Raw genomic sequence first — 22,277 nt, forward strand, 5'->3', positions numbered from 1 at the left:
AGCCCGCGGCGCATGCTGTCGTCATGACCACTTCATCCACCCGCTCTCCCGCGGTCCGCGCCGAGGGGCTCGTCAAGACGTTCGGCTCGAACCGCGCCGTCGACGGCGTCGATCTCGTCGTCGAAGCCGGCACGGTCTACGGCGTGCTCGGCCCCAACGGCGCCGGCAAGACCACCACCATCAGCATGCTCACCACGCTGCTGCGCCCCGACGGGGGCCGCGCCGAGATCTTCGGCCACGACGTCGCCCGCGAGCCGCACGTCGTCCGTCAGCTCATCGGCCTCACCGGGCAGTTCGCCTCGGTCGACGAGAAGCTCTCGGCGACCGAGAACCTCATGATCTTCGGCCGGCTGCTGGGCCTGTCGCGCGGTGACGCCCGCCGCAAGGCGAGCGAGCTCCTCGAGGAGTTCGGCCTGACCGAGGCCGCCGCTCGTCCTCTGGCCAAGTTCTCCGGTGGCATGCGTCGCCGGCTCGACCTCGCCGCCTCGCTCATCGCCCAGCCGCCGCTCATCTTCCTCGACGAGCCGACCACCGGTCTCGACCCCCGGACCCGCGGACAGATGTGGGACACGATCCGCCGGCTCGTGGCATCCGGATCCACCGTCGTCCTCACCACGCAGTACCTCGACGAGGCCGACCAGCTCGCCGACCGCATCGCCGTGATCGACCGCGGTCGCGTGGTGGCCGAGGGCACCGCGCTCGAGCTGAAGGCCTCGGTCGGTCAGGCGTCGCTGGTGCTGCGCCTGCAACCGGGTTCCGACCTCGACGTCGCTCGGACGACCGTCGGACGGGTGCTCGACACCACCGCGATCGTCTCTCCCGAGGCCGCGCGTCTGACGGTGCCGATGTCGGATCCCGACCGGGTCACCGATCTGCTCGTGGCCTTCCGCGAGGCGGGGGTGCACCTGAGCGAGTTCAGCGTCCAGCAGCCCACCCTCGACGAGGTCTTCCTCACTCTCACCGGCTCGGGCGTCCCGAGCGACGACATCCCGGCGTCCGACGGCGCCGACACCCTGGAAGGAGTCCGCTCATGAGCGCCCTCACCCTGGAACGCGACCTGCCCCGCACCGCGAGCCTGACCCAGACGCTGCAGAACACCCTGACCATGGCGGGCCGCGGCCTCGTCAAGATCCGCCGCACGCCCGAGCAGCTCATCGACGTCACTCTGCAGCCGATCCTGTTCACCCTGATGTTCACCTACATCTTCGGGGGAGCGATCGCGGGCGACGTGCAGAACTACCTGCCGATCATCATCCCCGGCATCCTCGTGCAGACCGTCATCACCACCTCGGTCGTGACCGGCACGCAGCTGCGCGAAGACATGGACAAAGGCGTGTTCGACCGGTTCCGGTCGCTGCCGATCGCGCGCATCGCGCCGCTGTCGGGGGCTCTTCTGGCCGACACCGTCCGCTACGCCATCGCGACGACCCTGACCTTCACGATGGGCTACATCATGGGCTTCCGTCCCGAGGGTGGCCTGGGCGCGGTGATCACCGCGGGCGTGCTCGTGATCGTGTGTTCGTGGGCGATCAGCTGGATCTTCGCGTTCTTCGGGGTCATCGCCCGCAGCGCCTCGAGCGTTCAGGGGATCTCGATGCTGGTGCTGTTCCCCCTCACCTTCGTCTCGAACGCCTTCGTGCCGGCGAACACGATGCCCTCGTGGTTGCAGTGGTTCGTCGACATCAACCCGGTGTCGCACCTCGTGACCGCCGTGCGCGATCTGGTCAACAACGGCACGATCGGCTCGGACGCGGTCATCTCGCTCCTGGGCGCCGCGGTGATCGTCGCGGTCTTCGCCCCGCTGACGGTGCGCGCCTACATGCGCAAGGCCTAGTCGAGCAGGGCCAGGAGGGTCTCGGCATCCACGTCCGTAAGGGCGGGACGGATGCCGGAAGCGGGCGTCGGGTTCCCCTCGGCGCCCGCTTCCCCGTGCGCGCGGACCCACACGAAGAACGGGTCGAGCTCGTCGGCGGCCCCCCGGACGGCGTTCGCGCGCGCCAGGGCCTCCGCCGCGCGATCCGGGCGTCCTGCGGCCGCGTTCCACCCGGCCACCGTGAGCAGCACCGTCGCGATGATCGGGTGATCGCGGGAGTCGGAGGCGCGGGCGAGCCCGATGCGCAACGACTCGCGGGCCTCGTCGATCCGCCCGAGCAGCAGGAGCGACTGCGCCCGCTGCGCGTCGATCCAGGCGAGGAACTGATCCGGGATGCCGGGCTGGCCGGCCAACTCGATGCGCTCGACCTCGCGCAGGGCGGCGGCTCCGTCGCCGGCGGCGATCTCGACCTGGGCGGCGGTCATGCGCGCCTGGCCGAGGGAGCGGACCGACCCGTCCGCGGTGGCGGCGCGGTCGATCTCCGCCGCTCGGCTCCGTGCCTCGTCGAGTCGCCCGAGTCGCAGCAGGATGCCGACGGCCTGGGCCTCTTGCTGGAGGAGATCGGGCACGGAGGTGAGGCCGCGGATCGCCGCGCCGGAGCGGTCGGTGACGGCGAGGGCGTCGTCCAGTCGACCGGCCAGCACGAGCCATTCCGAGCGGAGCTGGCTGGCGAAGCCCGTGCCCCAGGGGTCGCCGATCCGCTCGAACATCTCGAGCGCGAGCGCGCTCTCCGCGCCGAAGGCGGCCATGTCGCCGGAGTTCTGCGCGGCCCCGGCTCGCAGGGCGTGCAGGATCGCGCGTGCCCATGGGGGAGCGGCGGCGAACTCGTGGTCGGTGACGTCGACGTGCCAGGTGCGGGCTGCCTCGCCCTCTCCGGTCTGCAGCACGGTCTCGGCCAGCCGGAGGAGGGGGGCGATGAGACCGGTGACGTCCGAGGGGAAGAGGGCCGCGGCGGTCTCGAGTTCGACGCGGCGGGCGGCGAAGCGGCTCGGAGTCACGGCCGACGTTCTTCCGTGCTCCGGGAAGGCCTCGGCGAACAGCGCCACCGCCTCGATCACGACGCGCGCTTCGTCGTCGAGCGGGGCGTCGGGGTCGGCGAACTCGCCCACCCCGCGACGCAGGTCGTCACTGCGTTCGCGCACCGCCCACGGCCACAGCAGACTCCTCAGCAGCCGCACCCCGCCGCGACGATCGTCCGCATCGGCGCGCGTGCGCAGGGCTGCGGCGAGGTTCTCGTCATTGGCGTCGAACCAGGCCAGAGCGTCGCGCAGGCCCGGACCGCGCACGGTCTGCTCGCGCTCGGCGGCCAGATCGCTGAGCACGTCCGCGGCCCGGGCGCGGAAGTCGGCCTCCCGTCCGTCGGTCCGGAGGCGGTCGCGGCCGTACTCGCGCACGGTCTCGAGCATTCGGAAGCGTCCCTCTCGCCGCACGAGCAGCGAGCGGTCGACGAGGGCGTCGAAGGTGTCGGCATCCACGTCGAAGCGACGGGCGATCGCGCTCGCGTCGTCCGCTCCGATGCCGTCGGGGAAGACGGCGGCGGCGCACAAGGCCGACCGCTCGCCCTCGGTCAGGGTGTCCCAGCTCCAGTCGATCAGGGCGCGGAGGGTGCGGTGCCGCTCCGAGCTGAGCCGCGGCCCGTTCGACAGCAGGGCGAAACGGTCGTCGAGGCCGCGGTCGATCTCGACGAGGGTCAGGGTGCGCGTGCGGGCGGCGGCCAGCTCGATCGCCAGGGGCAACCCGTCGAGGCGCCGCACGATGCGTTCGGCCGTGGAGCGCTCGTCCTCGTCGGGAACGCGTCCGCGAGCGGAGCGCACGCGCTGGGCGAAGAGCGCGTCGGCATCGGCGGGCGGGAGCGGCCCGAGATCGACGAAGGCCTCGCCCGGGATGCCGAGCGGTTCACGACTGGTCGCCAGAACCCGCGCGGCGGGACTCATTCCGAGCAGCGTGAGCGCCGCCTCGGCCGCCTCGCCGACGACGTGCTCGCAGTTGTCGAGCACGATGACGACCGAGCGCCCGGCGATGGCCTGGGCCACGCGTTCCGGCCCCGACAGAGGTGTGGTCGAGGATTCCGGCAGCCGCAGGCGCCGACCGACCGCGCCCGCGATCGCGGTCCAGACGTCGCCCGGCGCCGCGGGAGCCAGCTCCACCACGATCGAGTCCGCCACCGCTCGAGCGGTCTCGACCGCGAGGGTGGTCTTACCGGCGCCGCCGGGACCGAGCACGGTGACGAGCCGATCCGTCGTGAGACGTTCGCGAATGGCGTCGAGTTCGTCCCCGCGCCCGACCAGGGGGTTCAGAGCCGCCGGATAGAGCGGAGAGGCCGGCGCGAGGGGCTCGCTCGCCACGATCCGCTCGGCGTGCGCGCGGTCTTCGAGCAGATCGCGCACGAGCCAATCGAAGCCGTCGTGTGGCACCCAGACCTCTCCCGTCCACAGCGCGAGGGCCTCTCGCGCGCTCGCGGCGTCGCGTGTTTCGCGGGCACGGGCGACGAGGTCTTGGAACAGGGCGATGTCGACATCGGTCCGCTCCAGCTCGAGCCGGTAACCGCCCGGCGTCGACGAGATCGCGCCCGCCGGCAGCGAGCGGCGCAGGCGCGAAACGAGCGATTGCAGCGCGGCGCGGGGGTCGTCGGGGGTGTCGAGACCCCAGACGTCCTCGGCCAGCGCCCGGTACCCCACGGTCGTGCCGGCGTCGACGGCGAGCCGCAGGAGCAGAGCCTGCTGACCGCGCCCGGATACGATCCCCGGCACGGTCGCAGCGCCCCCGTCCTGAGACACGGCCAGGCCACCGAAGAACCGCACGCGCACGATACCCACCCTAGGCCGCGGGGTGCCGCGCTCCGGCGGGTTTCGCGCCCCGCTCCGGTCGCTCCGCCTGTGGAGGAGGGTCGTCGGTGGATAACCCGGCACACCGCCCGCTCTTCGCTAGCCTGGATCGACGACCGACGCCGAGGGGGCACGATGACGGAAGTCGACGGTGGGGCAGACCTGTCCGGACTCGCATGGCCGCCGGACCCGGGGGCACTCGTCGACACGTCGCGCTGCCCCTCGTGCTTCGCGACCATCACGGTCTCGCCGTGCGCCTCGTGCGGACTGGATCTCACCGACGCGCGCACCGCACACGTGCTCGCACTCTCGCAGCGGATCGTCGCCCTCGTCGACGAACGCGCCGACATCCTCTTTCGGGTGCACCGCGACGCCGAGGCCGCTGCCGCGACAGTTCTCGCAGAAGACGAGGGGATGCCGGACCCCCCGGCGCCCGAGCTCCACCCGGTGCTGCCGCGCCCGGTGTCGGCATCTCCGCCGGTGACGCCCCCTCCGACCGACGACGTCCCCGCGACGCCTGTGTCCTCGCCCGGCGCGGCCGCCGCCGTGCCCGCGGCTTCCGTCGACGTGGCGTTCGCGCCGCCGTCCGGGCCGGCGATTTCCCGGGGTCCGCTCGCCCCGGCGGAGGTGGTCGCGCCGGCGTCCGAGAGCGTGCCCCCGGTCGGGCCGTCCGCGTCCGTTCCGGCGGAGCCCTCGGCGCCGCGCCGCTCGAGCGTCCAGGTCTTCCTCCTGTCGGTCGGCGTGGTGCTTCTCGCCGTCGCGGCGGCCTTCTTCCTCACCGTCGCCTGGATCAGCGGCGGCCTCGTGCTGCGCTCCGTCATCATCGGGCTCGTCACCGCGGGGGTCATCGCCACCGCGTCGTTCCTGCGCCGACGCGGTCTCGGGGCCACGGCCGAGGGCATCGCTCTGCTCGGCATCGCCTTCGTCGCCCTCGACGTGTGGGCCGTCCGCGCCAATGATCTGGGCGGGGCGGCGAGCGTCGAACCGAGCGTCTACTGGGGCGCCACGACGGTGGCCGCGGGCGCCGCGTTCGTCGGCTGGGCGCGGCTGTCGCGCCTGCGCGCCCCGCTGTCGGCTGCGGTCGTGGCGCTCGCCGTCGGGCCCGCGATGCTGGTCGCCGGACTCTTCACGCACGATGCGGCCCTCGGCTGGTACGCCTGGGGGCTCGTCCTACTGCTCCTCGCGCTCGCGGCCCCGCTCGCACCGGCACTCGCGGGGCCTCCGCGTCCGCGGCTGACGATCGAGATCGCGGTCGTCCGGGGTGTGGCCGGTCTCGGTGCGATGGTCGCACTGACCGCCGCCCTGATCGTCGACCCGGGTTCCGCGGCGACCCCGGCGGTCTTCGGGGCCGTGCTCGCCGCCGTTCTCGCCCTGCACTCCTGGTCGTTCGCGCGCCGGGGGGACGCGGCTCTCGCCCCGACGGCCGCGGTGGCGGCGGTCCTCGTCCTCGGGGTGGGAGTCGCCGCCACGATGGTCCGTGCGGCCGACGCCACCCTGTCGGTCACCGTGCCGGTGCTCGTCGCGTCCGCGCTCGCGCTCGCGCTCGACGTCGCCGCGAATCGGACGCGTCCCGGCCTCGGGCGGACGACCGTGGTCGTCGCGTCCCTGGCAGCCGGGTGCGTCGCGGCCGTCGCGGCGATCCTCCCGCTGATCGGCGCTCTGGCGGCGTTCGGGAGGGTGCTTCAGCGGGCGGTCGGCGTCTTCGGTCGCTCGGCCGTCGAGATCGATGTCCCGGATGCCACCAGCACCTCCGCCGTGATCGCGCTCGCGGCCATCGTCGTTCTCGCCGTCGTCGTCTGGCACCGGTCGGGGTCGTGGGCTCAGCGTCGCACGCCGTGGCTCATCGCGGCAGCGGCCGTCGCCCTGCTCGCGGGCCCGCAGCTGAGAGTCGTGATCGTCGTGGTCGCGTGGTACCTCGCCCTGGCCGTCGTCGCCGTTCTCGTCCTGAGGCGCCGACGCGGCGACATCGCCCTCGCCGCCGTCGGAGGCTCCCTGGCCCTGGGCGCGGGGTGGCTGCTGTCGTTCTCCTCGCCGCTCGCGTGGGCGGTGGCGACCCTCGTGGTCGCAGGCGTCCTCGCCGCCGCGGCCGGAGCGCACCCGGGTCTGCGGGTGCCGTCGACGGCCGGGGTCGTGGTGTTCGTCTCGGGGAGCGCCGCGCTCGCGCCCGGGGCTTTGCGCGCGGGCGCCAATCTCACCGTCGTCGGAGCCACCGCGCTGACGGTTCCTCTCGCGGTGGCATCCCTGTGTCTTCTCCTCATCGTCGCCGCCGTGTCTCGACGGCTGGGCCTCGATGACGGGCAGCGAAGCGCCGGGGCGGTCGCCGCCCTGGCGGTGATCGTGGTGGCCGCGGTCCCTGCCCTCTGGTTCCGTGCGGGTGCCGCGACCGACGTCTGGATGCTCGCGGCGGCGCTGGTCTCGGCCGGCGCGTCGACTGTCGTGCTCACTCCGCGGTACCGGTCGTGGCGTGTCGCCCGACCCTTCGCGGCGGTCATGGCACCGCTGCTCGTGGCGGGGGCGGCCGGTGCCGTGCTCCGGCTGATCGATGCTGCGCCGGAGGTGACGGCACCCGTCTTCGCTGCGGTCGCTCTGGTCGTCGCGGCGCTTGCGCTCCGCCTTCTCGGTGTCGACCCGTCCATCCGGGCCTGCGTCGACGCGGGTACGGCGCTCGTGGCGGCACTGGCCGTCACCGTCCCGTCGCAGGGCGACCGGTGGGTCCCCCTTCTCGTCGTGGCCGTCACGGTCGTTCTGTGGGCGAGCGACACCGACGGTCTCTTCCGCTCGAGCAGTCCGCGCCGGCACCTCATCTGGCTCGCGCTCGTGATGGGCACCCTCGCCCTGTGGACGCGCCTGTTCTGGCAGCAGACCGACACGGTCGAGCTCTTCACCGTGCCGGTGGGTGTCGCGCTGCTCGCCATCGCTGCGGGACACGAGCGGGCTCGGCGCACGGTCGAGGGGCGTTCCGCCGCCGTTCCGGCGGTGATCGCTGCGGCGGGGGTCACCGTCGCGCTCGCGGCCTCCGCCCTGTCCGCTTCCGACGACCTCGTGCGCGTCGTCGTGGTCGCCGTGGTGTCGGTCGCCGTGCTCGTGACGGGGGCGTGGGTGCGCCCCTCGCGGACTCCCGACGAACTCCCCGTCGCCGTCGCCGCGGCCGGTGCCCTGTCGCTCGTGCTGCTCACGGCGGCGCGGCTCGTCCACGGCGCGAGGCAGGGCGGCGTCGGTGTCGCCGATCTCGTCGTGGTGGTCTCCGCTGTCGCGATCGGAGCGGCTGCGCTCGGCGTCGCTCGACGGCGGGCGGCCTGGGGGCCGGCGGCGGCGCGCACCTCCGTCATCGGTGCCACCGCGCTCCTCGCGCTCGGTTCGACCGTGCTCGTCGCCGCTGACGGGGGTCCGATCGTGCGCATGGTGGCCGCGATCGTCGTCCTCGGCGCGCTGGGCGTCGCCGCCCTCCGCGGGCATCACACCCTGCTCGAGACCCCGTTCGCGATCACCGCGCTTTCGGGAGCGGGCCTGGTCGCCGTCGTGGGAGTCGGTGCGGACGTCCGTCCCGTCGAGTGGGCCACCGTGCCGCTCGCGCTCGTGCTCATCGCCGCCTCGATCCTCGACCGCCGCCGCCCGGGCGCGAAAGCGTCGGTTCTCTTCGCCGCCGGCGGTCTCGCGGTGGGACTCCTGCCCTCGGCGGTGCTCGCCGATGCGTCGCTGCCGCGGGCTCTCGCCGTCACGGTCGCGGCGATCTCTGCGCTGGTGGTCGCCGCGGTTCTGCTGAGGGGCTCGCTCGCCCCCCTGGTGGTACCCGTCACCGTGGTCGCGTCCGTGGGGCTGGTCGTCGCCGCGTCGCTGCGCGCCCTGCACGAGCTGACCACCGGACTCTTCGACGTCTGGATGCTCGCGGCGACGCTCCCGCCGGCGGCCGTCGCGGTGATCCTCCGTCTGCGGCGCGCGGACACCGCGCGGTGGGTGCCGACCTCTCTCGCGATCGTCGCCCCCGCGGTCGCCGTGGTGCTTGCCGGTGCCCGGCTCTCGGCGACCGGCGAAGGTCCGCTGCGTCTGATCGTGACGCTCGTCGCCGTCATCGGCTTCGGGCTGTGGTGGCAGCGCCCGGTCGTGTTCTGGGCCGCGGTCGGTCTCGCATCCGCGCTCGCGCTGGTGGCGATCGTGATCGGCAGCGCCGACCCCGTCGAGGCGGCGACGGTGCCCGTCGCGGCGGGGCTGCTGGCCCACGGCATCCGGGCTCTCCGCCGGCGTCCCGAGCTGCGCACGTGGCCGGCGCTGGGCCTCGCTCTGACCCTGCTCCTCGTACCGTCTGTGCTGTTCGACTTCTCCGGGGGCAACGCGCTGTGGCGTGTCATCGCGCTCGGAGTCGTCGCTCTCACCACGCTCCTGGTCGGGGTGCGGTGGCGCTGGCAGGCGCCGGTGCTTCTGGGAGGCGTGGTGCTTCTCGTCCACGCCGTCGCCCAGCTCTGGCCGTGGATCGCATCGCTCTACGAGAGCGCGTCCGGCCTCTGGTGGCTGTGGCTCGGAATCGCGGGGGTGCTCCTCATCGTGATCGCGGCGACCTACGAACGGCGCATCCGTGAGGTGAGGGCGGTAGCGCTGGCGATCCGCGCGCTGCGCTGAGGCGCGCGCTGCGCGGGGGCGTGCGCTGCGCGGGGGCGTGCGCTGCACCTACGGCGCCCCGCCCGGAGCCAGCCCGCGGTCGTACTCGCCCGAAGCCAGCCCGCGGTCGTACGCGCCCGAAGCTAGCCCGTGCGCGCCCCGCCCAGAGCCTGCCCGATCGCGCCCCCGGACCAGCCGGGCCTCAGATGAGCGGGCCGTGCGCGGCGAGGGGAGTACTCGCCGACGGCGTCCGCCAGTTCGAGCGGCAGAGCACGACGAGGATCGCGGTGATCGCCACGGCGTAGATCGCGACGGCGATCCCACCGGGGGCGCCCAGCACCGTGCAGGCGGGGAACACGAGCATGAAGCCGCCGACCAGCAGCGAGACGAGGACCAGTGCGCGATCGATGGAGGCACCCCGTTCGGTCTGCGCACCCCGGCGGGCGAGGAGGAACGAACGGATCGCCACCACGGCGAAGAGCACGGCGACGATCAGATTGCCCGGCAGGGCGATGAATGCAGCACCGACCGAGGCGACCCACACGTCGAGGGCGACGAGAAGCATCACGAGCGTCGTGGGGACGAGGACGGCGGCGACGACGCCCCGCCAGAGGGCGGAGCGGGTGATCGCACTTTTCACGGGAGCGATTATCGCGCGGCCGCTTTCGCGGCCGCTTTCGCGGCGCGCTTGTGCTCACGCACTTTGGTGAGCGACTCCGGGCTCACGATGTCGGCGACCGAGCGGAACGATCCCTCCTCGCCGTAGGGCGCGGAGGCCTCGCGCCACCCAGCGCCATCGAAGCCGCACTGCTTACCGAGCAGGGCCAGGAAGATCTTCGCCTTCTGCTCGCCGAAGCCCGGCAGAGCCTTGAGCCGCTTGAGCACGGTCTTGCCGTCGGGCTCGTCGCGCGTCCACAGGTTCTCGGCCCGGCCGTCCCAGTCCTGCTCGATCGCGGCACAGAGCGCCTGCACCCGCCCCGCCATCGACCCCGGGTAGCGGTGCACCGCGGGGGACTGCGAGAACGCGGCGGCGAAGTCGTCGGGGTCCTGGTGCGCGATCGCGCCGGCATCCATCGATCCCGTCCGCTCCTGGATCTTCAGGGGCCCCGCGAACGCGGTCTCCATCGCGACCTGCTGGTCGAGCAGCATGCCGATCAGCAGAGCGAGCGGGTTGCTCGACAGCAGCTCGTCGGCGGCGGGGTCGTCGGTGATGCGCAGGCTCATGCGTCCATTCTCGCGCCCTGGCCCACCCGTCCGCACCGAGACTGCATCCCGCTGACGAACCGGCGTCACCCTGCCGCGGGGATGTCAGCGAGATGCAGTCTCGCGCTCCCCGCCGCCCCACGGCCCAGCGGCCGTCACGCCCAGCCGCCCCACGGCCCAGCCGCCCTCACCCCCCGGCGGCGATCCACTTTCGCGCGAAGGACACGGCATCCATCGATCCGAGGTCGGCGGTGACCTCCGAGATCTGCTTCTCGAAGTGCGAGACGCTGCCCGGCTTGAGCCGCGTGACGAGCGATCCGTCGACCCGACGGATCACCGTTTCCGACACCGATGGAGCGTCCTCCTCCATCTGCAGGAGTCCCATGACGAGCGTCGCCGCCCACCGCGGGGCGTTGCCGCGCCGATGTTCCCCCGCGACGACATAGACCTCGGATGCCGATGTACTCACGGCATCCATCCTGCCCGAGGGTCGGGAAGGGAGCGGGGTCAGCCCGCGTCGGCGATGTCGCGGCGTGCGGCGGCAGCGGGGTCGGCGACCTCGATGCCGAACAGCGCCGACAGAGCATCGATGTACTCGTCGGCGCGGCCGGTCTCGGCGAGCTCGTGCGCGCGCGTGGTCGGGGTGTGCAGCAGAACGCCGACGAGGTGGCGCAGCGCCTGCTCGGTCTGTCCGCCCTCGTCGCCGCGGGCGCGCACGCGGGCGACCTCGGCGTCGAGCACACCGAAGACGTGGGCGCGCAGGGCCACGACGGCCGGGGTGATGTTCTTGCGCTCGCCGACGGAGGTGAAGCGGCGGGCGGCGTCGCGCACGAGATCGCGCGCGGCGTCGGTGGCCTGCAGTTCTTCGAGGGGCGCGTGCAGGCGGATCGTCTCGAGGTCGAGCAGGTCGACGCCCGGCACGGTGGCGACGTCGGGGTCGACGTTGCGCGGCAGACCCAGGTCGATGACGAGGCGGCGCGCGGTGTGGTCGACGGGGCAGACTCCTGCGGCGTCGTCGACGGCCGTCTCGTACGCGCCCCGGCCCGCGGCGAACGTCGCCGCGCTGAGCACGTGGTTCTCGCTGGTCGTGCAGGTGATGACGAGGTCGGCGTGGGCGACGGCGCGCGGGTAGGTCTCGGCCGAGACCGCCCGCAGCCCGTGCTTGAGCGCGAACTTGGCGGCGCGACCCGAGGGCGAGTACACCGAGACGTCTTCGGCGCCCTGGTCGCGCAGGGCGGCGACCGTGGCCGCGGCGTAGGCGCCGGTGCCGACCAGCAGCACGCGCTGGGTCGACCAGTCGGCGATGCGGCTGTCGGCGAGCTCGAGACCGAGGCGCACGAGCGAGCGCCCGGCGCGGCCGATCGCGGTGGAGTTCTTCACGCCGCGCTGGGCCTCGGAGGCGCGCTGGAACAGACGCTCGAGCTCGGCGGAGGTGGTGCCGAGCTGACGGGATTCATTGAGCGCGCGGCGCACCTGGCCGGCGATCTCGCCCTCGCCGACGACGACGGATTCGAGACCGGATGCCACCGAGAACAGGTGCTCGGCGACGTCGCTGCCGCCGAGGACGGTGTACGAGCCCTCGAGGTCGCTGGCGGGGACCCCGGTGGCGGACTCGATCGCGGCGAGAGTGGCCTCGATGCCCAGGGCGACCGCGGCGGTGACGGGCTCGTCCATGTCGACGTAGGCCTCGAAGCGATTGCAGGTCGCCACGACGACGGCGCCCTGGACGCACTCGTCGTGCTCGGCGATCAAGGGGGCGACCGGTGTCGCGGGTACGCTGAGCCGCTCGAGGAGATCGAAGGACGCGGTCTTGTGACTCGCGCTGACGCACAGCAGCACGTCCATATTCTACGCCCGGCTTCCCCGGGGTGTTCCGGGCGGCCTCTCGACGTCAAGGCATCCCCGTGGTTCTCCAGGGACGAATGGAAGGATGGATGCCATGGCCTCCCTCGACGCGCCCCTGCTCCGTGCCCTCCGCGGCGATCGCCCCGAGCGGCAGCCGGTGTGGTTCATGCGCCAGGCGGGGCGCTCGCTGCCCGAGTACCGCGAGCTCCGCGTCGGCACCCGCATGCTCGACGCGTGTCTGACCCCCGACCTCGCGGCGGAGATCACGCTCCAGCCGATCCGTCGGCACCGGGTGGATGCCGCGATCTTCTTCAGTGACATCGTGGTGCCCCTGCGCCTGGCCGGTGTCGACGTGGTGATCGAGCCCGGTCGCGGGCCGGTCTTCGCCGATCCGGTGCGCACGGCCGACGACGTCGCGCGGATCACGGCGATCGACCCCGACGAGGTCGCCGCGGCGGCCGAGCCGGTGCGCGAGGCCGCCCGCCGCGTGACCGCCGAGCTCGACGACGCCGTCCCCCTCATCGGCTTCGCCGGTGCGCCCTTCACCCTCGCGGCGTATCTCGTCGAGGGCGGCCCGAGCAAAGAGCACCTGCGGGCTCGCGGCATGATGCACGCCGACCCGGAGTCGTGGCACCGCCTCGCCGGGTGGCTCTCGAAGGTCTCGCGCGCCTTCCTCGACGCGCAGATCGACGGCGGAGCCCAGGCCGTGCAGCTCTTCGACTCGTGGGCCGGTTCGCTCTCGCCCGCGACGTTCCGCGAGTTCATCGCCCCGCACTCTCATGCCGCCCTCGAGGGCATCGAGGTGCCCCGCATCCACTTCGGCGTGGGCACGGGCGCGTTCCTCGACGACATGCGCCTGGGCGGCCTCGCCGACGCGGTGGGCGTCGACTGGCGCATGCCGCTCGATGAGGCCGCTGCGCTCGTCGGCCCCGACGTCACGCTGCAGGGCAACCTCGACCCGGCTCTGCTGGGCGCTCCGTGGCCGGTGCTCTCCGCCCACGTCGACGACGTGCTCGCGCGGGGCCGCGCGGCGCGCGCGCACATCCTCAACCTCGGTCACGGCGTGCCGCCCGACACCGACCCCGACGTGCTGACCCGCATCGTCGCCCGCGCCCACGGCGAGGACGCGTGAGCGAGCCCCTCGACCGGCTCGTCCGTCACGCCCACGAGACGCGGGTCGTCGTCGTCGGCGGCGGCATCTCGGGTCTCGTGGCGGCGCGCGAGTGCGCGAAGGTGGGTCTGCAGGTCACGGTCCTCGAAGCCTCCGAGGTGTTCGGCGGCGTCCTGCGCTCGGCCGAGGTGGGCGGCATGACCCTCGACGTCGGCGCCGAGAGCTTCGCCACCCGCGGCGGCGTCGTGCGCCGACTGCTCGACGAGCTCGGTCTGGCCGACGACATCGTCTCGCCCCACCCCGCGGGCGCGTGGGTCGCGGGCGTGCCGGGAGTCGGGGCGGCACCTCTTCCGAAGGGTGGGGTGCTCGGCATCCCGGACAATCCCTTCGCCCCCGACGTACGACGCGTCATCGGCTGGTCGGGTTCGTGGCGCGCGTACCTCGACCGCCTCCGGCCGCCGCTCACGATCGGTCACGCGCACAGCCTCGGAAAGCTCGTGCGCTCGCGCCTGGGCGCCCGCGTGCTCGACCGCCTGGTCGCCCCCGTCACGAGCGGGGTGTACTCGGCGCGTCCCGACGACATCGACATCGACCTGGCGGCTCCCGGCTTGAACGCCGCGCTCACGCGGACCGGGTCGCTCACGGGCGCCGTCGCCGACCTCCGTGCGAGCCGGGCGATGGCGCGCCCCGCGGATGCTCCGGCATCCGACGTTCCGGTCGTGGCGGGCGGCGCCGCGAAGACCCCCGCCCCGGGTGGCGCGGTCGAGGGGATCGCGGGCGGGATGTCCCGTCTCGTCGACGCCCTCGTCGCGGGCCTGCGCGAGAACGGTGTCGACCTGCGCGCGGGGGTCTCCGCCCGCTCGCTGGCCCGGACCGACGACGGGTGGACGGTCATGACCTCCGCCGACGACGAGCCGGTGCCCGCCCGCGCCGTGATCGTCGCTCTCCCCGAGGGGCCGGCGCGCGACCTGCTCGCGCCCGTCGTCCCCGGCCTGAGCGTGGGCGATCCGGTCGCCCCCGTCGTCGAGGTCGTCACCCTCGTCGTCCACGCCCCCGCCCTCGACCGGGCACCGCGCGGCACCGGGGTGCTAACCGTTCCCGGCAGCCACGTCGCGAAGGCGCTCACGCACTCCTCCGCGAAGTGGGACTGGGTTCGGGATGCCGCTGAGCCCGGCGTCCACGTCGTGCGGGTCTCGTTCGGCGCTCAGGGCGAAGAGCCCGCGACCGCGGCCCTCGACGATGACGCGGCCGCCGCTCTGGCGCTGTCGGAGGCGTCCTCGTTGCTGGGTGTCGAGGTGCCGGCATCCGCTCTGCGCGACGCCCATCGCGTGCGCTACGTGCAGTCGCAGCCCGCGGCCACCATCGGGCGGGCGGCCGAGACCGCCGCCGCCCGCGGTGCCGTGCGGGCGGTCCCGGGCCTCGGCGTGACCGGCGCTTGGATCTCGGGAACGGGCCTGGCTCAGGTCATCCCCGATGCGCGCGACGAGGCCGATCGCGTGCGCAGCGACGCTCTCTGGTCGAGCTGACCGCGTTCCTGCCTCGACCATGTCGTCGCGGCTGTCAAGGGCGGATGCCGATCGCGGCATACATGACTACTGTGAGACTCGACCAGCACTCGATCGAGCGTGAGGAGACCCCATGAGGGGCAAAGCAGCACTCGTCGTCGGACTCGTGGCGGGCTACGTGCTCGGCGCACGCGCGGGCCGCGACCGGTACGAGCAGATCAAGACTCAGGCCGGCAAGGTCTGGGACCAGCCCGTCGTCCAGGGACAGGTCGAGAAGGTGAAGGCGTTCGGCGTCTCGGCCCTCAAGTCCGTTCCCGGCGTCGTGTGGAAGGGCGCGAAGTCGGTCACCGGCGCGGCGTCCGGATCCGGCACCGTTCAGGAGCGCGCCGAGCGCGCGGGACGCGCCGCCAAGCAGTCGGCCCACGAGGTCGCCGACGCCGTCGAGGACTCCGTCGACGACGCCGAGCAGGCGGAGAAGTCGGCCACGGCGCGCGCCAAGGCCAAGAGCGGCTCCACCTCGTCCGGGAGCTGAGGCATGACCACTCCGCGCGGATTCCGCGATCGTTCCGACGACAGCCTGTTCACCCTCATCGGTGACATCCCCGAGTTGGTGCGCAACCTCGTCGTCGCCGAGATCAACGGGGCGAAGGCGTGGGCGCAGCGCACGGCGAAGGATGCCGGGATCGGCGCCGGATGGTTCGTCGGCGCCCTCATCGTGGTGTTCTGGGCCGTTCCGGTCTTCTTCGCCTTCGTGATCGCGGGGCTGTCGTCGTGGTGGCCCGTCTGGTTGTCGGCGCTCGTCGTCTTCGGCGTGATGATCGTCATCACCGCGATCCTCGCCCTGCTGGGCTACCTCCGCTTCAAGAAGCTCTCGAAGCGGGAGAACCCCGGCCGGGCCATCTCCGAAGACGTCCGCATCGTGAAGGAGGCCCGCGATGAGTATTGATCGTCCCGTCCCCGTCCCGCGCACGGCGGTGCCCCTGGGCATCACCGACCCGGTGAAATCGGCTCGCGCCGAGCTCAAAGCCGCTCTCGCGGCGATCGAGGTCAAGGCCAACGCCCCGCGTCGCGCGAGCGAGGCCGTCGACCGCAAGGTCCACGAGGTCCGCGAGAAGGCGCAGCAGAACCCCGGTGCCGCCGCGGCGGCCGTCGCCGGTGTCGCGGCCCTCGTCGGTTTCGCCGTCTGGGGCATCGTCCGCGCCTACACGCGCTGAATTCTCGCGAAGCGGCCCGCCTCCTCGCGGAGACGGGCCGCTTCGTCGTTCGGTGCTCGGGCGGCGCCTACGGCTCGTTCGCGAAGAGGCCCCGCAGCAGGTCCTCGAAGTACTCGGGCGTCACGGCGATCGGGCCGGCGTACGCGTGGTCGAAGCCGGCGATCGCGTAGAGCAGCAGCGCGACGAACAGCGCGAGCATGCTCGACATCAGCAGGTGCACCCGGAGGTTTCGCACCTCGATCAGTCCGATGAGGATGGCGTTGAGCACCGCTCCCACCCCGAGGACGATCCACAGCACGCTCGGCAGCGCGAGGTGGGTGAGGGCGATCCGGTCGCGGCGGTTCTCCACCAGCAGCTGGAACTGATCGAGCGACTGCTGCACGTACAGCGTCTCGGCGGCCGTCGTCGGCTGGACGGCGCCGATCGTGCGCTGCATGGCGGAGATGCTGGCATCCGTCTCCGCGGGGATCTCGAGCCGGCGCTGCTGGGGCCAGTCCAGGTCGATGACGTTACGGGCGTACTGCGTGATCTGCTCCTGCAGCTCGTCGCCCTGGGGATCGGGGAGCAGCGCCGCTGTGCGGTAGAGCGAGGCGAGCGACGACGACTCCTCGAGCACGACGCCGTCGACCTCGGTGAAGTTTCCGTAGGCCGCCGCCGCGATGAGGGCGAGGGTGACGCCGTAGAACACGCCGTAGACCCCGACGGCGTAACTGAGGACGCGGTCCCACTCCTCTCCGCGCGGGGCGGACTTGCGCACCCACTTCCTCAGCGCCAGCAGGATCGCGCACGATCCGCCCACCACCAGGACGATGAACAGCGGCAGCCCCAGGTACATGGGGAGGTCGTACAACCACATCGGCGCGCCTCTCGCGCGGCATCCCCCGATGCCGTCGACGCACAGTACCAACGGGCACCCCTTCTGCGCACCCGCCGGGTGGTTCATCGACGAGTCAACCGGTTTGGACCGCCGCCCGGACCGGACGAGACTGGAGGCATGTCCGACGACAGCTCCTCCTCCGTGTACACGCTGTGGGCGGTTTTCCGCCGCGATCCCGAGAACCCGGTCACCGCCGCCGACGCGACCGAACTCGCCGACCTCGTCTCGCTCATCGAGGCCGACGGCGTCACCGTCCGCGGCTTCTACGACGTGAGCGGCCTGCGCGCCGACGCCGACCTGATGGTCTGGATGTACGGCGAAGACCCGCAGGCGCTCCAGCGCGATCTGCGCCGCCTGCGCCGCACCGACCTGCTCAAGAACCTCCTCCCCACCTGGAACGCGATGGGCGTGCACCGCGACGCGGAGTTCAACCGCTCGCACGTGCCCGGCTTCCTCCGCGGGATCGAGGCGCAGCAGTGGCTGTGCCTGTACCCCTTCGTGCGCAGCTACGAGTGGTACCTCCTGCCCGAGGCGGAGCGTCGCGAGATGCTCATGGAGCACGGCAAGAAGGGGTCGGCGTACAAGGGCGTCATCGCCAACACGGTCGCCTCGTTCGCCCTCGGCGACTACGAGTGGCTCCTCCCCATGGAGGCCGACGTGCTCACCGACCTCGTCGACATGATGCGCGACCTGCGCTACACCGAGGCCCGACGCCACGTGCGCGAGGAGGTGCCGTTCTACACCGGCCGGCTCGTCACGCTCGACGAGATCCCCGAGATCCTTCAGTGAGTGCGCCCCTGCGCCTCGGCACTCGCCGCAGCACCCTGGCGATGACCCAGTCGCAGATGGTGGCCGACGCGGTGTCCGCGGCTTCCGGACGATCGGTGGAGCTGGTGCCGATCGTCTCCGAGGGCGATGTCAACCGCGCCTCGCTGTCGCAGCTCGGTGGCCGGGGGGTTTTCGCGAACGGTCTGCGCGAGGCTCTCGCGGCCGATCGGTGCGACTTCCTCGTGCACTCGTTGAAAGACCTGCCGACGCAGCAGCCCGACGGTCTCGTCATCGCCGCGACGCCCGCGCGAGAAGACGCGCGCGACGTCGTGGTGACGCGCGACGGCACCCCCCTCGGCTCGCTCGCCGCCGGATCGCGCGTGGGAACCGGATCGCCGCGGCGCATCGCCCAGGCGCTGCGGCACAACCCCCGGGTGGATATCCGCGACATCCGCGGCAACGTCGACTCACGTCTCGCGCGGGTGCGTGAGGGGGAGCTGGATGCCGTGATCCTCGCGGCCGCGGGCATCTCACGGCTGGGCGGGGACCTCGGTGGCCTGATCGCCGAGGAGCTCGGTCTGGCGGAGTGGCCGACCGCACCGGGTCAGGGTTCGCTCGCCGTGGAGACGCGTGACGACATCGACCCCGAGATTCTCGCGGCGCTCGCCCAGCTCGACGACGAGAGCACGCGGGTGGCGATCACCGCCGAGCGCACGGTCCTGTCCGCCCTCGACGCCGGATGCAGCGCACCGGTCGGCACGCACGCCGCTCTCGCCGACGGCGATCTGCGTCTGCGCGCCGTCGTCTACGCCCTCGATGGGACGCAACGGATCGGTTTCGACCGGACGGTGCGTCTCGACCCGGGGTATGGTGGGGACACTACGGGCAGTGGCAATGGAGCGGATGCTGCCGACGACGGGGGGCCGATCGCGCGAGCGGCGCGAGCGGGCCAAGAAGCCGCGCGTCGGTTGCTCGAACGCGGGGCGGCCGACCTGGTACCACGAGAGTCGACCACATGAACGAAGGCCAGCAGCACACGCCGAACCCCTCGACGGGCAGCGTGCCGAAACCGCTTGCCGGTCGACGCGTCCTCGTCCCGCGCGGGGGCCCCTGGGGCGACGGCGTCGCCGCGAGCCTGCGACAGCTCGGTGCGGTGCCCGTCATCGCTCCGCTGATCAACTTCGCGCCCACGAACGATCAGGCGACCCTCGATCAGGCCCTCGCCGATCTCGCCGCCGGTGCGTTCGACTGGCTGACGCTGACGAGCGCCACGACGGTCGACGTCCTGTACGCCTACAAGGCCGTCATCCCCGCCGAGACGAAGGTCGCCGTCGTCGGTGAGACCACCGCGGCCGCGATGCAGGCCGTGGGGTACCGCGTCGACCTCGTTCCCGAGCGCGACAACTCCGCCCAGGGCATGGCCGAGCAGATGATCGAGCTCGAGACCGAGCCCCGCAAGGTGCTCACCCTCCGCAGCGAGATCGCCAAGCCCGTGCTCACGCGCCTGCTCATCGAGGCCGGACACGACGTCCGCAGCGTCGTCGCCTACCGCACGGTCGGTGTCCCGGTCGCCGAGAAGATCGCCGGCGACGTCCAGTCGGGGCGCATCAACGCGATCCTCATTACCAGTGGCTCCGTCGCCGAGCAGGTGGTCGAGCAGTTCCCCGAGATCCCGGCATCCACCGTCATCGCCGCCATCGGCCCGCGTACGGCCAAAGACGCCAAGCGCGCCGGCCTGAGCGTCGATGTGGTGGCCGAGACGCAGACCGTCGACTCCCTCATCGATGCCGTCGCCCGCTTCCCCCTGAACACCGACGAATCGACCCCATGAGCTTTCCCGAGCACCGCCCGCGGCGTCTGCGTCGCACCCCCGCCGTCCGTCGTCTCGCCCGCGAGACACACCTCGTCCCGTCGCAGCTCGTCCTGCCGATGTTCGTGCGCGAGGGCATCACCGAGCCGAGCCCGATCGGTTCGATGCCCGGGATCGTGCAGCACTCTCTCGACTCCCTGCGTCGATCGGTGGCCGAGGCCGCGGAGCAGCGCATCGGGGGCGTCATGCTCTTCGGCGTGCCCGAGACGCGCGACGCCGTGGGTTCCGGCGCCGACGACCCGAACGGCATCCTGAACCTCGCCACCGAGGCCGTGGTGGCCGAGGTCGGCGATGCGCTGGTCGTGCAGACCGACCTGTGCCTCGACGAGTTCACCGACCACGGGCACTGCGGCGTCTTGCGCGAAGACGGGGCCGTCGACAACGACGCGACCCTCGAGCGCTACACCGCGATGGGTCTTGCCCAAGCCCGTGCGGGCTCGGCGATGCTCGGTCTGTCGGGCATGATGGACGGCCAGGTCGGCGCAGTGCGCGAGGCGCTGGATGCCGAGGGCTTCACCGACACGCTGATCCTCGCCTACTCGGCCAAGTACGCCGGCGCCTTCTACGGCCCGTTCCGCGAGGCCGTCGACTCGCAGCTGAAGGGCGATCGCCGCTCGTACCAGCTCGATCCCGGCAACGGCCGCGAGGGCGTGCGCGAGGCGCTGCTCGACGTCGAAGAGGGTGCAGACGTCGTCATGGTCAAGCCGGCCCTGCCGTACCTCGACGTGCTCGCCGATGTGAAGGCCTCCGTCGATGTTCCCGTGTGGGCGTACCAGGTGTCGGGCGAGTACGCGATGGTCGAGGCCGCTGCCGCCCACGGCTGGATCGACCGCCGCGGCGCGATCATGGAGAGCCTGCTCGGCATCCGTCGCGCCGGCGCCGACGCGATCCTGACGTACTGGGCGGTCGAGGCCGCCCGCTGGCTCCGCGCCGAGCTCTGAGCCCTCCCCGCTCCTCTCACGCGTGAGGGGTCAATTTCTGTCGCCCAGGCGGCGCCGAAGCGACACTTTTCGACCCCTCGCACAGGGGCGCCCGGAAGAATGGATGCCATGACCGATCTCAACGACCAGTGGTTCGCCCGTGCGAAGGACGTCATCCCGGGCGGCGTCAATTCGCCCGTGCGCGCGTACGGCTCCGTGGGCGGCACGCCGCGGTTCGTGCAGTCGGCGTCCGGACCTCGAATCACGGATGCCGCGGGTCGAGAGTACGTCGACCTCGTCGCATCGTGGGGGCCGGCCCTGCTCGGCCATGCGCACCCCGAGGTGGTCGGGGCGGTGCAGTCCGCGGCATCCCGTGGTCTGTCCTTCGGTGCTCCGACGGGCGCCGAGGTCGAGCTCGCCGACCTCGTCGCGCAGCGCGTGCAGGTGGGCGATCTGAAGCCGATTGAGAAGGTGCGACTGGTCTCGACCGGCACCGAGGCGACGATGACGGCGATCCGTCTCGCGCGCGGCGTCACCGGCCGCGACCTGTTGATCAAGTTCGCCGGGCACTACCACGGCCACTCCGACGGCCTGCTGGCCGCCGCAGGCTCGGGGGTCGCGACCCTCGCCCTGCCCGGATCGGCGGGTGTTCCCGCGCCGATCGCCGCGCAGACACTGGTGCTGCCCTACAACGACCTCGACGCGGTGCGCGAGGTGTTCGAGGTGCACGGCGAGAACATCGCCGCGATCATCGTCGAGGCGGCCTCGGCCAACATGGGCGTCGTTCCGCCGCTGCCGGGCTTCAACGCGGCGCTGGCCGACATCGCGCACAGCCACGGCGCTCTGCTGATCATGGACGAGGTGCTCACCGGCTTCCGGGTGCACCCCGCCGGTTTCTGGGGCCTGCAGGCGTCGCAGGGCGAGCGCTACCTGCCCGACATTCTCACCTACGGCAAGGTCATCGGCGGCGGCATGCCGCTGGCTGCCCTCGCCGGCCGCGCCGAGATCATGGACCACCTCGCGCCCCTCGGCCCCGTGTACCAGGCGGGCACGCTGTCGGGGAACCCGCTGTCGGTGGCCGCGGGCCTCGCGACGCTGCGGCTCGCCACTCCCGAGGTCTACGCGGCGGTCGACGCCGCGGCCGCTCAGGTGTCGGAGGCGCTGGATGCCGCGCTGACGGCCGAGGGCGTCGTGCACACCGTGCCGCGCGCGGGCTCGCTGTTCGGTGTCGCGTTCCTGCCCGAGGTGCCCCTCGACTACGCGACGGCCCTTACGCAGCAGTCGTACCGGTACGCCCCGTTCTTCCACGCGATGCTGGATGCCGGTGTCTCCCTGCCCCCGAGCGTCTTCGAGGCCTGGTTCCTCACCGCCGCCCACGACGACGTCGCCCTCGATCGCGTGCTCGAGGCGCTGCCGGTCGCGGCGAAGGCGGCCGCGGAGGCGCTGGATCCGACGCTGCTCGCGCAGTAGCGGAGATCATCCTCCAGGCGGATACGTTTCGTCCTTCGCGATGATGCGCGGGGCCGGCCCGGTCGCGAGGCTGGAGTCATGCTCCCCGCACGCCCCCAGCCGTCCGCCGTCTCGTCGCTCATGTCGCGGCTCGTCGCGTGGTGGCCGACGTCGATGGCTCCGCGGCGCCGTCGCGCGACCTGGCGCCCGTGCCCGCGTGGTCA

General features: G+C 72.5%; 19 protein-coding genes. 13 read left to right on the top strand and 6 right to left on the bottom strand.

Annotation, left to right across the window (positions count from 1 at the left end):
- The first annotated feature begins 23 nt into the window (after positions 1 to 23).
- Both F9B98_RS07585 and F9B98_RS07590 read left to right on the top strand, forming a co-directional pair.
- Positions 24 to 1,034: an ATP-binding cassette domain-containing protein gene (locus tag F9B98_RS07585; RefSeq protein WP_150955077.1), complete on the top strand. Its 1,011-nt coding sequence runs from the start codon at positions 24 to 26 to the stop codon at positions 1,032 to 1,034.
- The gene (locus F9B98_RS07590; RefSeq protein WP_150955080.1) at positions 1,031 to 1,834 is read left to right on the top strand and encodes an ABC transporter permease; all 804 of its coding nucleotides are present in this window, start codon (positions 1,031 to 1,033) and stop codon (positions 1,832 to 1,834) included. The genes F9B98_RS07585 and F9B98_RS07590 overlap by 4 nt, the downstream gene beginning before the upstream one ends.
- Here F9B98_RS07590 and F9B98_RS07595 read toward each other — a convergent pair.
- Positions 1,831 to 4,680, bottom strand: a complete 2,850-nt coding sequence (locus F9B98_RS07595) for an ATP-binding protein (protein WP_150955083.1) — start codon at positions 4,678 to 4,680, stop codon at positions 1,831 to 1,833. The genes F9B98_RS07590 and F9B98_RS07595 overlap by 4 nt on opposite strands.
- 153 nt (positions 4,681 to 4,833) lie before the next feature.
- On the opposite strand from F9B98_RS07595, the gene F9B98_RS07600 reads away from it, so the two are divergent.
- On the top strand, positions 4,834 to 9,312 hold the full coding sequence (locus F9B98_RS07600) for an SCO7613 C-terminal domain-containing membrane protein (protein WP_150955086.1): 4,479 nt from the start codon (positions 4,834 to 4,836) through the stop codon (positions 9,310 to 9,312).
- 181 nt (positions 9,313 to 9,493) lie between these two features.
- Here the strand turns inward: F9B98_RS07600 and F9B98_RS07605 are convergent, their stop codons facing one another.
- From F9B98_RS07605 to F9B98_RS07620, 4 genes are all read right to left on the bottom strand, one after another.
- Positions 9,494 to 9,931 (bottom strand): hypothetical protein, encoded by a 438-nt coding sequence (locus F9B98_RS07605; RefSeq protein ID WP_150955089.1) that lies wholly within the window; start codon positions 9,929 to 9,931, stop codon positions 9,494 to 9,496.
- Positions 9,932 to 9,939: 8 nt separating this feature from the next.
- Positions 9,940 to 10,515: an HhH-GPD-type base excision DNA repair protein gene (locus tag F9B98_RS07610; protein WP_150955092.1), complete on the bottom strand. Its 576-nt coding sequence runs from the start codon at positions 10,513 to 10,515 to the stop codon at positions 9,940 to 9,942.
- A 166-nt stretch (positions 10,516 to 10,681) separates the two neighbouring features.
- Positions 10,682 to 10,963 (bottom strand): hypothetical protein, encoded by a 282-nt coding sequence (locus tag F9B98_RS07615; RefSeq protein WP_150955095.1) that lies wholly within the window; start codon positions 10,961 to 10,963, stop codon positions 10,682 to 10,684.
- Positions 10,964 to 11,001: 38 nt separating this feature from the next.
- Complete coding sequence (locus tag F9B98_RS07620; RefSeq protein WP_150955099.1) at positions 11,002 to 12,333, bottom strand: glutamyl-tRNA reductase; 1,332 nt, start codon at positions 12,331 to 12,333, stop codon at positions 11,002 to 11,004.
- A gap of 100 nt (positions 12,334 to 12,433) precedes the next feature.
- Here F9B98_RS07620 and hemE point away from each other — a divergent pair, with 100 nt between their 5' ends.
- From hemE to F9B98_RS07645, 5 genes are all read left to right on the top strand, one after another.
- The gene (gene hemE / locus F9B98_RS07625; protein WP_150955102.1) at positions 12,434 to 13,471 is read left to right on the top strand and encodes a uroporphyrinogen decarboxylase; all 1,038 of its coding nucleotides are present in this window, start codon (positions 12,434 to 12,436) and stop codon (positions 13,469 to 13,471) included.
- Positions 13,468 to 14,976, top strand: coding sequence for a protoporphyrinogen oxidase (hemG, locus tag F9B98_RS07630; RefSeq protein ID WP_150955105.1), 1,509 nt, complete (start codon positions 13,468 to 13,470; stop codon positions 14,974 to 14,976). Before hemE ends, hemG begins: the two co-directional genes overlap by 4 nt.
- Before the next feature lie 112 nt (positions 14,977 to 15,088).
- Positions 15,089 to 15,487: a hypothetical protein gene (locus F9B98_RS07635; protein WP_150955108.1), complete on the top strand. Its 399-nt coding sequence runs from the start codon at positions 15,089 to 15,091 to the stop codon at positions 15,485 to 15,487.
- Positions 15,488 to 15,490: 3 nt separating this feature from the next.
- Positions 15,491 to 15,901: a phage holin family protein gene (locus tag F9B98_RS07640; RefSeq protein WP_150955111.1), complete on the top strand. Its 411-nt coding sequence runs from the start codon at positions 15,491 to 15,493 to the stop codon at positions 15,899 to 15,901.
- Positions 15,891 to 16,169 carry a hypothetical protein gene (locus F9B98_RS07645; RefSeq protein ID WP_150955115.1) on the top strand — a complete coding sequence of 93 codons (279 nt, stop codon included), beginning with the start codon at positions 15,891 to 15,893 and terminating at the stop codon, positions 16,167 to 16,169. Before F9B98_RS07640 ends, F9B98_RS07645 begins: the two co-directional genes overlap by 11 nt.
- 67 nt (positions 16,170 to 16,236) lie before the next feature.
- Here the strand turns inward: F9B98_RS07645 and F9B98_RS07650 are convergent, their stop codons facing one another.
- A complete protein-coding gene (locus tag F9B98_RS07650) occupies positions 16,237 to 17,025 on the bottom strand; it encodes a DUF4239 domain-containing protein (RefSeq protein ID WP_150955118.1) in 789 nt (262 codons plus the stop codon).
- 138 nt (positions 17,026 to 17,163) lie between these two features.
- On the opposite strand from F9B98_RS07650, the gene hemQ reads away from it, so the two are divergent.
- The 5 genes from hemQ (at position 17,164) to hemL (ending at position 22,074) form a co-directional block, all read left to right on the top strand.
- On the top strand, positions 17,164 to 17,835 hold the full coding sequence (gene hemQ / locus F9B98_RS07655) for a hydrogen peroxide-dependent heme synthase (RefSeq protein ID WP_150955121.1): 672 nt from the start codon (positions 17,164 to 17,166) through the stop codon (positions 17,833 to 17,835).
- A complete protein-coding gene (gene hemC, locus F9B98_RS07660; RefSeq protein WP_150955124.1) occupies positions 17,832 to 18,833 on the top strand; it encodes a hydroxymethylbilane synthase in 1,002 nt (333 codons plus the stop codon). The genes hemQ and hemC overlap by 4 nt, the downstream gene beginning before the upstream one ends.
- Positions 18,830 to 19,645 (top strand): uroporphyrinogen-III synthase, encoded by an 816-nt coding sequence (locus F9B98_RS07665; protein ID WP_150955127.1) that lies wholly within the window; start codon positions 18,830 to 18,832, stop codon positions 19,643 to 19,645. The genes hemC and F9B98_RS07665 overlap by 4 nt, the downstream gene beginning before the upstream one ends.
- Complete coding sequence (gene hemB, locus F9B98_RS07670; protein WP_150955130.1) at positions 19,642 to 20,625, top strand: porphobilinogen synthase; 984 nt, start codon at positions 19,642 to 19,644, stop codon at positions 20,623 to 20,625. Before F9B98_RS07665 ends, hemB begins: the two co-directional genes overlap by 4 nt.
- 108 nt (positions 20,626 to 20,733) lie before the next feature.
- The gene (gene hemL, locus F9B98_RS07675; RefSeq protein ID WP_150955133.1) at positions 20,734 to 22,074 is read left to right on the top strand and encodes a glutamate-1-semialdehyde 2,1-aminomutase; all 1,341 of its coding nucleotides are present in this window, start codon (positions 20,734 to 20,736) and stop codon (positions 22,072 to 22,074) included.
- The last annotated feature ends 203 nt before the right edge of the window (positions 22,075 to 22,277 follow it).

The organism is Microbacterium testaceum StLB037 (assembly GCF_008763945.1).
GTDB lineage: Bacteria > Actinomycetota > Actinomycetes > Actinomycetales > Microbacteriaceae > Microbacterium > Microbacterium testaceum_G.